The sequence below is a fragment of the Aeromonas sanarellii genome, assembly GCF_000820085.1.
GTDB classification, from domain to species: Bacteria; Pseudomonadota; Gammaproteobacteria; order Enterobacterales; family Aeromonadaceae; genus Aeromonas; species Aeromonas sanarellii.
Genome location: NZ_CDBN01000097.1, coordinates 1 through 12,439 on the forward strand (window position 1 = coordinate 1; position 12,439 = coordinate 12,439).

The 12,439-nt window shown below is 62.7% G+C and carries 11 protein-coding genes and 2 pseudogenes; 1 reads left to right on the forward strand and 12 read right to left on the reverse strand.

The features are described from left to right. Positions 1-441 precede the first annotated feature (441 nt). The 6 genes from pseC to BN1132_RS18200 all read right to left on the reverse strand — a co-directional run bounded on the left by pseC (position 442) and on the right by BN1132_RS18200 (position 6,404). Positions 442-1,572 carry a UDP-4-amino-4,6-dideoxy-N-acetyl-beta-L-altrosamine transaminase gene (gene pseC, locus BN1132_RS18175; protein ID WP_042079236.1) on the reverse strand — a complete coding sequence of 377 codons (1,131 nt, stop codon included), beginning with the start codon at positions 1,570-1,572 and terminating at the stop codon, positions 442-444. Then, the gene (pseB, locus tag BN1132_RS18180) at positions 1,569-2,573 is read right to left on the reverse strand and encodes a UDP-N-acetylglucosamine 4,6-dehydratase (inverting) (protein WP_042079237.1); all 1,005 of its coding nucleotides are present in this window, start codon (positions 2,571-2,573) and stop codon (positions 1,569-1,571) included. The genes pseC and pseB overlap by 4 nt, the downstream gene beginning before the upstream one ends. Positions 2,574-2,741: 168 nt before the next feature. After that, complete coding sequence (locus tag BN1132_RS18185) at positions 2,742-3,590, reverse strand: ABC transporter substrate-binding protein (RefSeq protein ID WP_042079238.1); 849 nt, start codon at positions 3,588-3,590, stop codon at positions 2,742-2,744. After that, entirely contained in the window at positions 3,583-4,515 is a 933-nt protein-coding gene (locus tag BN1132_RS18190) for a cobalamin biosynthesis protein (RefSeq protein ID WP_042079247.1), read from the reverse strand. The genes BN1132_RS18185 and BN1132_RS18190 overlap by 8 nt, the downstream gene beginning before the upstream one ends. Positions 4,516-4,541: 26 nt before the next feature. Then, on the reverse strand, positions 4,542-5,234 hold the full coding sequence (gene mtnN / locus BN1132_RS18195; protein ID WP_042079239.1) for a 5'-methylthioadenosine/S-adenosylhomocysteine nucleosidase: 693 nt from the start codon (positions 5,232-5,234) through the stop codon (positions 4,542-4,544). Positions 5,235-5,474: 240 nt separating this feature from the next. After that, positions 5,475-6,404 (reverse strand): ZIP family metal transporter, encoded by a 930-nt coding sequence (locus BN1132_RS18200; protein ID WP_042079240.1) that lies wholly within the window; start codon positions 6,402-6,404, stop codon positions 5,475-5,477. Positions 6,405-6,694: 290 nt separating this feature from the next. Here BN1132_RS18200 and BN1132_RS18205 point away from each other — a divergent pair. Then, a pseudogene (locus BN1132_RS18205) lies at positions 6,695-8,326 on the forward strand (methyl-accepting chemotaxis protein). A 60-nt stretch (positions 8,327-8,386) separates the two neighbouring features. Here the strand turns inward: BN1132_RS18205 and gloA are convergent. From gloA to BN1132_RS20150, 6 genes and pseudogenes are all read right to left on the reverse strand, one after another. Beyond that, a complete protein-coding gene (gene gloA / locus BN1132_RS18210) occupies positions 8,387-8,800 on the reverse strand; it encodes a lactoylglutathione lyase (protein WP_042079241.1) in 414 nt (137 codons plus the stop codon). 90 nt (positions 8,801-8,890) lie between these two features. Next, complete coding sequence (gene nth, locus BN1132_RS18215; RefSeq protein ID WP_042079242.1) at positions 8,891-9,532, reverse strand: endonuclease III; 642 nt, start codon at positions 9,530-9,532, stop codon at positions 8,891-8,893. A gap of 14 nt (positions 9,533-9,546) precedes the next feature. Then, entirely contained in the window at positions 9,547-10,305 is a 759-nt protein-coding gene (locus tag BN1132_RS18220) for an electron transport complex subunit E (RefSeq protein WP_042079243.1), read from the reverse strand. 16 nt (positions 10,306-10,321) lie between these two features. Then, positions 10,322-10,954, reverse strand: a complete 633-nt coding sequence (gene rsxG, locus BN1132_RS18225) for an electron transport complex subunit RsxG (protein ID WP_042079244.1) — start codon at positions 10,952-10,954, stop codon at positions 10,322-10,324. 43 nt (positions 10,955-10,997) lie between these two features. Next, a complete protein-coding gene (rsxD, locus tag BN1132_RS18230) occupies positions 10,998-12,050 on the reverse strand; it encodes an electron transport complex subunit RsxD (RefSeq protein WP_042079245.1) in 1,053 nt (350 codons plus the stop codon). Positions 12,051-12,053: 3 nt separating this feature from the next. Next, positions 12,054-12,439: pseudogene (locus BN1132_RS20150) on the reverse strand (electron transport complex subunit RsxC); the annotation flags it as partial.

The following is a 12,439-nucleotide window of genomic DNA, read 5'->3' on the forward strand; positions in this document are numbered from 1 at the left end:
TGAATACCATCTCCATACAATTTGTTTTAATAAGGGTGTGACTTTATGGGTTCTATATTCAGTGCTTTCTATTTTCTTATTCCATTCTATATAATCCTTCTGATTAGAATGATCCGGAAGCCATTTTTATTGAAAAACAAATGAATGCGTTCTGATAGCGAATTATCAATTTCATCCATCAGAAGTGAAAACCAGTGGGGTGCTGAAAATAGTGTGGCGGTAAGTTTATTCCACGTGTTTAAAAATTCATGGTAAGGAAAACTCCCCTGCTCAAAACCAATGAGTTTTTCGAGCAACCGGACTTGGTTTATATCGTATTCCCGTTTTGCCGCTCAGCAATTTTCAGAAGTAATTGAAGTATGGTTATTGTTGTCTCTGTTTGTGTGGCATGTAATGTTGGGTATTCATTCATATCGGTTATCTCATTTATAATGGGTTAAGTCACGGGGAGAGGGATTGGATTACATTCCCCTGTAGATCTGCGGATAGCATGGGATACAATGGAAGACTGATGATGGTCTGATAAAAATTTCTTGAAGCTCCCACTGTCGCTCCGAATTCTGGCTGATAGTAAGGTTGAGAAAATATCGGAATATAGTGCACATTCACCCCGATGTCCGTTGCTCGTAGTTGCTCGAACAGTGTTTTTCTTTTTTCTGCCTGTATTTTGATGACAAACAAGTGCCATGCGCTCAGGCGATCATCTCGATTGGCCAGTACCTCAATATCTAGTTCGGGTAGTTCAGCCTGATAGCGGGTGGCAATTGCTCGGCGTTTGTCCAAGAATTCGTCCAGATTCGCCATTTGATTCAGCCCCAATGCCGCCTGGATATCGGTCATACGGTAGTTGAAGCCGAGCATCTGCTGCTCATAGTACCAAGGGCCGTCTGGCTCATTGATAAAGTCTTCCGGTTCACGGGTGATGCCATGGCTACGGAGCATGCACATCGTCTTGGCAAGCGCAGGGTCGTTGGTCATGGCCATCCCCCCTTCGCCTGTGGTGATGATCTTCACCGGGTGGAAGCTGAAGACGGTGATGTCGCTGTATCGGCCGTTGCCGGTGGGTTCATCGTGATAGCGAGCCCCCAAGGCGTGACAGGCATCTTCGATGATCCGAAAGCCATATTCTTGCCCCAACCGATGGATCTCTTTCATATCGCAGGGGAGGCCGGCAAAGTGCACCGGTATGACTACTTTGGGTAGCTTTCCTTCCGCCTTGGCTGCAATCAGCTTCCTCTCCAGCTCCAAAGCACACATGTTACCGGTATCCGGTTCAATATCGACAAAATCGACTTGTGCACCGCAGTAGAGAGCACAGTTGGCGGATGCAACAAAGCTGATGGGGGATGTCCAGACCCAGTCGCCGGGGCCAACGCCAAGTGCCAGACAGGCTATATGGAGTGCTGCGGTACCTGAATTGACTGCCACCCCGAATTTGGCACCACAGTAATCGGCTACTGCTTGCTCGAAGCGGGGGACGACGGGTCCCTGGGTCAGGAAGTCGGACTTGAGAACGTCCACAACAGCATCGATATCTGCCTGGCTAATAGATTGACGGCCGTAGGGGATCATTCTGCTACCTTGCTCTGGTTCATCTTCTGCAGCTGTTTAATAGAGAAAAAGTCAGGGTTGCTGCGAGAGTTGTATTCGAAGCCCTGCTCTACCATTTTTCCTTTTTCGCCCGCCGCCGTTTTGGAGAAATCGTTGTTTCGATTATTGAAGTTGATGGTTGGGCCAATCACGAAGAAGTCATCAAATTCAAAGGTGTGATAAGAGTCATCGGCAGGGCACATCACTTCATGGAGCTTCTCTCCCGGGCGAATGCCGATGATCTTGTGTGGCAGGTTTGGTGCCATGGCACTGGCCAAATCTGTGATGCGAACAGATGGCAATTTGGGAACGAATATTTCCCCCCCCTTCATCCGCCCAAAATTATCCAGAACGAAATCCACCCCTTGTTGCAAGGTGATCCAGAAACGAGTCATCTCTTCATGGGTGATGGGCAAGGCATCAATACCCTGATCAATCAGCTTTTGGAAGAAGGGGACGACAGAGCCGCGAGAACCCACAACGTTACCGTAACGAACCACGGCAAAACGGGTGGGATCCTGCCCCGCAATGTTGTTTGCTGCCACGAAGAGCTTGTCTGATGCCAGTTTGGTGGCACCGTAGAGATTGATTGGATTGGCGGCTTTGTCAGTGGAGAGGGCAATAACTTTTTTGACTTGATTGAGCAAAGCGGCCTGGATGACGTTCTCTGCACCATGGATATTGGTTTTAATACACTCCATGGGGTTGTATTCAGCGGCTGGAACCTGTTTCAGTGCTGCTGCATGAACCACGTAATCGACGCCACGCATTGCCATGGTAAGCCGGTTGGCGTCTCGGACATCACCGATAAAATAGCGCATGCAGGGGTCGTTAAACTCCTGCTGCATCTCGAACTGTTTCAACTCGTCGCGCGAGTAAATGATCAAGCGACGGGGTTCATAACGCTCCAGTATGGTCTTGATAAAAAGCTGGCCGAAAGAGCCTGTGCCACCGGTGATCAGGATCGTTTTATCATTGAACATAGTGAGCATCTCATTTAAAAAAACATTGATGAATCATATAGTAACAAATAAGACTCCAGAGTCTTGCAAGAAGAATGTGATCGACCGAGAAAATGATGACTTTACAGATATCGACGCATGTGGTGAAAAACTTGAATTTTATCATGCTGTCTTAACATGATGGGTCTACTAATCAGCACCTTGTCCCGTATGCGCATCCTCGATCGCCTCGCATACCTGCTCCACCGCGTTGAGGGCGCGGGGGGTGAAGCGGTGCAGCTCATCGGCGTTGATGAGGGCGAGCCGCCGCTGCTTGACGGCGTCCAGCATGGGCCACTGTTGCCAGTGCGCCAGCACCTCAGGGTCCTGGCTGCCGGCCAGGATGAGATCAGGGTCGGCCTTGATCACCTGCTCCAGCCCGACCTGGGGATAGGGGGTCGCCGCCTTGGCCATGATGTTGCGGCCGCCGCACAGGGTGATGGCCTGGCCGGGCCAGGTCGAATCATTGACGCTGGTCAGCGGCGGATACCAGAGCTGGTAGAAGACCGAGACGGACTTGGGCTTGCCATAGCGCGCCGCCAGGGCATTGAGTCTGGCCAGATAGGCGTCGGCTCTGGCGTCGGCTTGTTGTTCGACGCCAAGCAGGCGCCCCAGGCTGCGCATCTCGGTGGCCAGCGAGGCAAAGTCGGTGGGCTCCGAGTAGAAGACGGGGATACCGAGCTTCTCGACGGGTGCCAGCATGCGGGCCTGGGCCGAGCGCCAGGCCACCACCAGATCCGGCTTCTGGGCCAGCAGGGCTTCGAGGTTGATGCTGCGATAGTTGGCGACCCGCGGCAGGGGCGCCACCTCGGGGGGATAATCGGAGGCGTCGTCGGTGGCGACGATGCGATCCCCGGCTCCGATGTCATACAACAGCTCGGTCAGATGGGGAGTGAGGGTGATGATGCGCTGTGGCGCCGGAGGCGTTGCGGCCAGCAGGGGGGCGCTCAGCAGGCAGAGCAGCAGGCAGAGGGCCCGCCAGTGCAAGGGATTAGCCATGGTGCAGTACCAGCAGGGTCAGGAGCAATGCCACGGTCAGCCAGCCCCAGCCGATCAGCAGCAGGCGGTGCAGCAGGCGCCGGGGCAGGAGGGCATCGGGCTCTTCCCCCTCGCCCAGCACAGGGAAGCGCACCAGCTGGCCCCGATAGTAGCGCGGGCCGCCGAGCCGGTTGCCCGTGGTCAGGGCCAGCAGGGCGAGCAGGCAGCCCATGGCCGGATAGGGCCAGTGCAGGGCGGGGCGCAGCCTGCCGCCGAGGCGGCGCAGCCGGGTCAGGCACAGGGGGAGCGCCAGCAGCAGGATGGCGGGGGCGCAGAGTCCCTGGTACAGCGCCGCGGCGGGGCGGCCGAAGTGGACGAACTCGGCCTGCTTCGGGCTCCAGGCCTGGTTCATCAGCTGGACGAGGCGCCAAAGCAGGGCACCCTGCACCCCGGCGAGGGCAAAGCCCAGCAGGGGGCCGGCCCACTGGCCCACGAGGCGCAGCACGCAGGTCTCGCTCACCGCCTTGTTCAGCCCCATCACCGACAGCTTCCCCGTCTCGCGCCTGAGCCAGGGCGCCGCCTGCAGCCTCGCCACCACCAGGGTCTCCTGGGTGGCCAGGGCGCGGCTCCCCTGGGCGAGTTCGCGCAGGGGCCGGGATTCCAGCATCAGCAACAGAAACAGCAGGTCGAACAGGGGCTCCGACAGGGCGAGATTGCGCACCGCCCAGAGGCCGGCGGCGCAGGGCACCCAGACCACCAGCAGGGCCAGGAGCCCGGCCTGGCCCTGCTGGCGGGGCGTACCGTCGGGGCGATAGACCTTCTGGCCGAGGCGGGTCAGCAGGGGCACGACGGCGCCGGGTCGAAAGCGGGCCGGCCAGGGCAGCAGAGCCTCCAGCAGGGCCGCGCCCACCATGATGGCCGCCGTCGTCGAGGCGAGGGCAGCCATCAGGGCGTCCCAGGAGAGGGTATCGATCACAATTTACCGAGCAGCGCGATGATCACCTCGGCGGAGTGTTGACCCGCCACCTCGATGAAGGCATCGAAGGATTCCACCTGCTCCTTGCCGGCGATGTCGGACATGGCGCGCACCACCAGGTAGGGCACCTTGAACATGTGGCACACCTGGCCGATGGCGGCCCCTTCCATCTCGACTGCCAGCATCTGCGGGAAGTCGGCGCGGGCTTTCGCAATCGCCTCGGGCTTGCACATGAACTGGTCACCGGTACAGATGAGGCCGACCTTGGTCTGGTGCTTGCCTTGCTCGGCGATGCAGGCCTGGGCCAGGGCGATGAGCTTGTCATCGCAGGGGAAGGCGGCGGGCTGCTGGGCCATCTGGCCCATCTCGTAACCGAAGGCGGTCACGTCCACGTCGTGGAAGCGCATCTCGCTCGCGATGACCACGTCACCGATGTGCAGATCCTGGGCGAAACCGCCGGCGGAGCCGGTGTTGATGACGCAGTCGGGGGCGAATTTTTCCAGCAGCAGGCTGGTGGCGACGCTGGCGGCGACCTTGCCGATGCCGGAGCGGGTCAGGATCACCTCTTTACCGGCCAGGCGGCCCTGATAAAACTCGCAGCCGCCCAGTTGCAGGGTGGTGGGTTCGCTCAGCTGGCTGCGCAGCAGGGCCACTTCCTGCTCCATGGCGCCGATAATACCTACTTTCATCATCTACCTCGTCTCGATGGCCGCTGGGCCGAAAAAGTTGGCGGGGATGATAACAAAACTTGGCGATGGCGCCGAGCATTCCTATGGGGCTGGCGGGGCATCTCCTGCGTCAGTGGTAGTGCTGGACAAGGGCGGCCGGCTCGCCGCGCTCTGCAAGCCGTTGCAGTGTGCTGGCGAACAGGGCCAGCCGCTCGGGAAGCGCTTTGTGGAAGACTACGGAGTGCACGGGGGGCCGACGCGTTATCCCAGCGCGGTATCCAGGGTCATCATCAGGGCAAAGCCGACCATGAGGCCCAGGGTGGCGTGGGTCTGGTGGCCGTTGCGGTGGGTCTCGGGGATCACCTCGTGGGAGACCACGAACAGCATGGCGCCGGCCGCGAGCCCCAGGCCAATGGGATAGGCGATGGCCATGCCGCTGGCGAGCCCCACCCCGAGCAGGGCCCCGAGCGGTTCCAGCAGACCGCTGGCGATGGCCACCAGCACGGCCAGCGGGGGACGAAAACCGGCGGCGCACATGGCGAGCGCCACCGCCAGCCCCTCGGGAATGTCCTGCAGGGCGATGGCGGTGGTGAGCGGCAGACCGACGGCCATGTCACCCTGGGAGAAGCTGACCCCGATGGCCATGCCCTCCGGCAGGTTGTGCAGGGCGATGGCGAACACGAACAGCCAGACCCGGGAGCAGCTCTCGTGGCCGGGACCGCAGGGCCCCGTCTTGTCGTGCTCGTGGGGGGTGAACTGATCCAGCCCCAGCATCAGCAGGACGCCGAGAGCCATGCCCGTCACCACCACGGCGGCGGCGAGGAAGCCGTCGCCTGTGATCCCCTCCGCGGCCTCGAGGCCCGGCAGCAACAGGGAGAAGGCGCTGGCGGCCAGCATCATGCCGGCGGCAAAACCCAGCATGGCGTCTTCCACCCGTTGGGGAACGGCCCGCAGGAACAGGGCCGGCAGGGCGCCGAGCGCCGTGGCGGCAAAGCCGGCGGCACCGCCGATGAGGCCATAGCGCATGCCGGCGGTGATGTCACCGGCCGCCAGCACGACCAGACTCTGCAACAGGAGCAGCAGGACGGCGGCCAGGGCGAGCAGCAGCCCCAGGGCGACGAGGGGGCGAGCCTGGATCTGCTCGCGCAGTTGGACGGACCAGGAGGGGGAGAGTGTCGACGCGTTTTCCATGGAGCCTCGGGCGCTGTGATCAAGAGACGAGGGTGCCATTACATAACCTGGCCCCCCGTTTGTCCATGGCGCCGGGGCGATTGCGACAATCGGTTCAAGTTTGGCTCTCGGGTGGTCGCTCTGTAGCGGGCTCCCGGGCCGAACGACATAGGCCCGGGGTGGCGAGGGGAGGGGAAAGGCCCCGTCCTTGCTCGCGCGTCGTCATTTCCCGTCAGGAGTCTCGGGTCACCGCTTACACGGATGTGATCATTGTGTCACTGCGTCTTCGCAGTCGAGGATCACCAGCCAACATGTCTTACAAGCATCTCTCCATCGGCAAGAAGATTGCCGCCGTTTTCTCGGTCATCGCCGTCATCAACATACTGTTCGGGCTGTTTCTCGCCAGCGAACTGCGCGGCGTGCGGGACCGGGTGCTGAATTTCACCGACTCCACCCTGCCGAGCGTCATCTCGGTGGAAAACCTGCTCTACGACGTCTCCTATGTGCGGCGCGCCCAGTTTGCCCTGCTGATGGTGGAGGATGTCGTCGACAGGCAGGTCCGCCGCGGTCGTATCCAGGAGAGCCTGGGCAAGGTGGAGCAGGCGCTCGGCGCCTATGAGGCCACAGTGGGGGCCGAGCACGAACGCCGGGCGTTCAACCGGGTCAGGCAGCACTGGCTGCAGTATCTGGGGGCGGTCAACCGGGTCGATCAGCTGTTCTCTCTGGGGGACAGGGAGCAGGCCAGGGACGTGCTGTTCGGCTCCAATGCCGCCTATAGCGAACTGGAGCAGTCGGTGAACGCCCTGGTGGAGGTGAACCTGGGCTTCGTGCGGGAGAACCGCGGCAGCCTGCTTGGCAGCGTCAACAGGGTGACGCTCTTCGCCTCGGCGAGCATAGGCGCCCTGCTGCTGTTCATGGGGGTCATGACCTGGTTCCTGACCCGCCAGATCTGCCTGCCGCTGCAGGCCGTGGTCGCCCAGGCCAACGCCATCGCCCAGGGGGATCTGACCCACGATCTGGATCGCCGGCACATCGGACAGGATGAGCTCGAGATGCTGGCCAGGGCCTCCCTCAAGATGCAGGACAACCTGAGGGGCCTCATCGAGGAGGTCATCGCCGCCGTGACCCAGCTGGGCGCCGCCATCGAGGAGGTGAGCACCGTCTCCGAGCAGTCGGCCCAGGGGATCCAGAGCCAGCAACAGGAGATCGCCCAGGTGGCGACCGCCATGGCCCAGATGAAGGCGACGGTGGCGGATGTGGCGGGCAACACCGAGGTCGCCTCCGAGTCCGCGAGCTCCGCCAATGCCCTGGCTCGTCGCGGCAATCAGGATGTGCAGGGCACCCTAGTGGCCATTACCCGGGTCGCCGAGGAGATGGAGCAGGCCGGGACCCTGGTAGCCGAGCTGGAGCGGGAATCGGCCCAGATCAACCTGGTGGTGGATGTGATCCGCGGCATCGCCGAGCAGACCAACCTGCTGGCACTCAACGCCGCCATCGAGGCGGCCCGCGCCGGGGAGCAGGGCCGCGGCTTCGCCGTGGTGGCCGACGAGGTGCGCACCCTGGCGGGCCGCACCCAGGCCTCCACCGGCGAGATCGTCGCCATCATCGAGACCCTGCAGGTTCGCGCCAACTAGGCGAAGGCGGTGACCGGCCAGAGCTGCGAGATGATCCGTCAGTGCGTGAGCCAGAGCGAGCGGACCGGCTCGGGCATCCAGCAGATCGAGGAGGCGGTCGCCCAGATCGCCGACATGGCGATCCAGATCGCCAGCGCCTGTGGCGAGCAGGATGCGGTCTCCGACGAGCTTGGCCGCAACGTGGCGCGGATCAACGATTCCGCCAACGAGGTGGCGGGCGGGGCGGATCACACCGCCCGCGCCTGTCTGGAGCTGAGTCAGCTGGCGGCGGGGCTGCGCCAGACCATGGGGCGCTTTCGCCTGGCCTGACGGCCTGCCAATGAAAACGGGGCCCAGGGCCCCGTTGTTTGTATCACCGCCAGCACGGATTCAGACGCTGGTACCGAGACCGGTGCCGGCATCCTTCTTGGCGATCAGCTCAATCTTGTAGCCGTCCGGATCTTCCACGAAGGCGATGACGGTGGTGCCCCCCTTGACCGGGCCCGGCTCGCGGGTGATCTTGGCGCCGGCGGCACGCAGCGCCTCGCAGGTACCATAGATGTCATCCGCTTCCAGGGCGATGTGGCCGTAGGCGGACCCCAGCTCGTACTCGCTCACGCCCCAGTTGTAGGTGAGCTCGATGACGGCTTCGTCCTTCTCGTCGCCGTAACCGACGAAGGCCAGGGTGTACTTGTACTCGCTGTTCTCGCTCTTGCGCAGCAGTTTCATGCCCAGCACTCGGGTGTAGAAGTCGATGGAGCGTTGCAGATCGCCGACGCGCAGCATGGTATGCAGAATTCTCATTGCTCAATTCTCCGGGTTGGTGATTGGTACTGCCTGATGGCCCGAGGCCCGGCTCCGCAGACGCCTGCATGTCAGGCCGCGCCCTGCGGATCAGCTTTCGGGATAGACCTTCTCTTTGTATTCGCACAAGTCTTCGATGATGCAGGAGCCACAGCGCGGCTTGCGGGCGAGACAGGTGTAGCGGCCGTGCAGGATGAGCCAGTGGTGCACGTCCAGCTTGAACTCGGCGGGCACCACCTTGAGCAGCTTCTCTTCCACCTGATCCACGTTCTTGCCCACCGCGAAGCCGGTGCGGTTCGACACCCGGAAGATGTGGGTGTCGACGGCGATGGTGGGCCAGCCGAAAGCGGTGTTGAGCACCACGTTGGCGGTCTTGCGACCCACCCCCGGCAAGGCCTCGAGGGCCTCGCGATCCTCCGGTACCTCGCCGCCGTGGCGCTCCAGCAGGATGGCGCAGGTCTTGATGACGTTCTCGGCCTTGGTGTTGAACAGGCCGATGGTCTTGATGTACTCCTTGAGCCCCTCCACCCCGAGGGCCAGCATGGCGGCCGGGGTGTTGGCCACCGGATAGAGCTTGTCGGTGGCCTTGTTGACGCTCACATCCGTGGCCTGGGCCGACAGCAGCACGGCGATGAGCAGCTCGAACGGCGTGGTGAAGTTGAGCTCTGTGGTGGGGTGCGGATTGTCGTCCCGCAGTCGCTCCAGGATCTGCCTGCGTTTCTGGTTGTTCATGGCTCTCTCTTGTCTCAGAGCTGGGTGGCGCGGGCGCCCGCCGCCGGCACGCTGCAGTGGGCCCTGTCGGCGGCCTGCTTGCGGCCCATCCAGTCGTTGATGGCATTCTTGCCGGCGATGAGCAGGCCAAGGCCGATGAAGCCCCCCGGCGGCAGTATGGCCAGCAGCAGGCTGGCATCGGCGTGGAACAGCTCGATGCGCAGGGACTTGGCCCAGTCCCCCAGCAGCAGGTCGGCACCGTCGAACAGGGTGCCCATGCCGATGATCTCGCGAAGGCCCCCCAGCACCAGCAGCACCAGGGTGAAGCCGAGCCCCATCATGAAGCCGTCGACGGCCGCAAGCAAAGGGGGGTTCTTGGAGGCATAGGCCTCGGCCCGGCCTATGATGACGCAGTTGGTGACGATGAGGGCGATGAAGATGCCGAGCGCCTGATACAGGCCGTAGGTGTAGGCGTTCATCAAGAGCTGCACGCTGGTGACCAGAGCCGCGATGATCATCACGTAGACCGGGATGCGGATGTCCTTGGGCACCCAGTTTCGCACCAGGGAGATGGCGAGGTTGGAGCTTATCAGCACCACCATGGTGGCAAGACCCAGCCCCAGCGCATTGGTGAAGGTGGAAGAAACGGCCAGGGTGGGGCAGAGTCCCAGCACCTGCACCAGAGAGGGGTTGTTCTTCCACAGCCCCTGCAGCATCAGCTCCTTGAGCTCCTCGCGGCGGCCATTGCTCTCGCTGATCGGGCCCTGCCCGTCAATCACGTCGACTTGTTCCATAGCTTGTGCTCCGGCGTTAGGGGGTGGCGTCACAGGAGGGGGCGTCCCGCAGCAACTCGGGGTGCTCCTGTTGCAGCAGCAGCAGGTTTTTCACCGCCTTGACCACGGCCCGGGGGGTGATGGTGGCGCCGGTGAAGGCGTCGAATTCGCCCCCGTCCTTCTTCACCGCCCAGCTGGCCTCGTTCTCTGCATTGAGGGTACGGCCGACGAAGCTGTCGATCCAGTTGGACTTCTTCAGCTCTATCTTGTCCCCCAGGCCCGGGGTCTCCTTGTGGGTCAGTACCCGCACCGCGCTGATGGCACCCTTGGCGTCGGTGCCGACCACCATGCGGATGGCCCCACTGTAACCATCGGGGGCCACGGTTTCCAGCGCGTAGCCGGTGTGCACCCCCTTGAGGGTGGCGGTATAGAGCGGCATGGGCTGATCGCTGCCCAGGTATTCCCGGCTCCTGACCAGCTTGCAACTGGCCACCAGATCGTTGTCATAGCTTCCCTCCGGCAGCAGGGCCCCGAGGGTGCGCAACTGCTCCAGCTGCTGCTGGTGGGCGATGCGATCCCGGGTCAGCTCGTTGGTCAGCATCACCATGGCGGTGCAACCCAGAGCGAACAGGGCCAGGGTCAGGCCGTTCTTGCGCATGCTCTTCAACATGGGAGGCTCTCCGTCTCGCGTGTCCGGCAATTCAGATATGGGTTCATTTGCGACGGGCTCCATAGACCTTGGGGCGGGTCAGGCTGTCAATCAGCGGCACGCACAGGTTGGCCAGCAGCACCGCGAAGGCGAAGGCGTCCGGGTAGCCGCCAAAGCGGCGAATGAGATAGACCAGCACCCCGATGAGGGCACCGTAGACCAGGCGCCCCTTCGCCGTGGTGCTCGCGCTCACCGGATCGGTGGCGATGAAGAAGGCGCCCAGCATGGTGGCGCCGCTGAACAGGTGCAGCATGGGGGTGGCGGTGGCATCCGGCGTCGCCAGATAGCCCAAGGTGGATGCCAGCAGCAGTGAGCCCAGCACGGCGGCCGGAATGCGCCAGTTGATCACCTTCTGCTGCAACAGGAAGAGGCCCCCCAGCAGGTAGCCGAGGTTGACCCAGCTCCAGCCAATGCCACCCCAGCCCTCGAACACCTTGTGGGTCATCACCTCGCTAGCGGTGAGTCCCTGGGTCAGCCCGGTCTTGAGGGTATCGAGCGGCGTGGCCATGGTCAGGCCATCCACCCCCTGCTTGAGCTGCAGCATGCTGTAGCCGTCCAGGCTGAAGCCGGTGAAGATCACCGAGGCCGCATCGCCGAAGCCGATGTCATAGGCGGCGATGCTGGAGGGGGGAAGCCAGCTGGTCATCTGGACCGGGAAGGAGACCAGCAGCAGCACATAGGCCACCATGGCGGGGTTGAACAGGTTCTGACCGAGCCCCCCATAGAGGTGCTTGGCGATAATGATGGCAAAGGCGGTGCCGATCACCAGCATCCACCAGGGCAGCAGGGGGGGCAAGGCGAGGCCGATCAGCACGGCGGTGAGGGCCGCGCTGCCATCCAGCAGCGCCGGTTTGACGGGGCGCCCGCGCAGGCGAAGGACGAAGGCCTCACAGCCCAGTGCCGTGACCAGCGCCAGCAGGATCTGGATCAGGGTCCCCCAGCCGAAGAACCAGGTCTGGGCCAGAAAACCCGGCAGGCAGGCCAGGATCACCAGCACCATCATGGTCTGGGTCTGCCTGCGGTTGTGGGCAAAGGGCGCACTCGCGATATTGAACATGGGTCAGTGGCTCTTGTCGGTCGAAGAGGAAGGGGAAGAGGCCGCGGCCTCGGCGGCCAGCTTCCTGGCCTTGGCGCGGGCGATGGCGGCGGCCACGGCGGCCTTCTTGGGATCGGCGTCGGCGGGCTCGGCCTGGGTCGATGCGGGTGGGGCCTCGTCCCGGTGCTCCTGAGGGGGCTCGCTCACGGCGTCGTCCCCCGCAGCCTGGGCGGCTTTCCTGGCCTTGGCGCGGGCGATGGCGGCGGCCACGGCGGCCTTCTTGGGATCGGCGTCGGCGGGCTCGGCCAGGGTCGATGCGGGTGGGGCCTCGTCCCGGTGCTCCCGCGGGGGTTCGCTCAGGGCGTCGTCCCCCGCAGCCTGGGCGGCTTTTTTGGCCTTGGCGCGGGCGA

Coding starts and splice junctions, on each gene's coding strand:
- pseB (WP_042079237.1), bottom strand. CDS start 2,573: ATGTTCAATGATAAAACGATCCTGATCACCGGTGGCACAGGCTCTTTC.
- rsxG (WP_042079244.1), bottom strand. CDS start 10,954: ATGTTGAAGAGCATGCGCAAGAACGGCCTGACCCTGGCCCTGTTCGCT.
- BN1132_RS18220 (WP_042079243.1), bottom strand. CDS start 10,305: ATGGAACAAGTCGACGTGATTGACGGGCAGGGCCCGATCAGCGAGAGC.
- rsxD (WP_042079245.1), bottom strand. CDS start 12,050: ATGTTCAATATCGCGAGTGCGCCCTTTGCCCACAACCGCAGGCAGACC.
- BN1132_RS18200 (WP_042079240.1), bottom strand. CDS start 6,404: ATGGAAAACGCGTCGACACTCTCCCCCTCCTGGTCCGTCCAACTGCGC.
- gloA (WP_042079241.1), bottom strand. CDS start 8,800: ATGAGAATTCTGCATACCATGCTGCGCGTCGGCGATCTGCAACGCTCC.
- BN1132_RS18190 (WP_042079247.1), bottom strand. CDS start 4,515: ATGGCTGCCCTCGCCTCGACGACGGCGGCCATCATGGTGGGCGCGGCC.
- mtnN (WP_042079239.1), bottom strand. CDS start 5,234: ATGAAAGTAGGTATTATCGGCGCCATGGAGCAGGAAGTGGCCCTGCTG.
- pseC (WP_042079236.1), bottom strand. CDS start 1,572: ATGATCCCCTACGGCCGTCAATCTATTAGCCAGGCAGATATCGATGCT.
- nth (WP_042079242.1), bottom strand. CDS start 9,532: ATGAACAACCAGAAACGCAGGCAGATCCTGGAGCGACTGCGGGACGAC.
- BN1132_RS18185 (WP_042079238.1), bottom strand. CDS start 3,590: ATGGCTAATCCCTTGCACTGGCGGGCCCTCTGCCTGCTGCTCTGCCTG.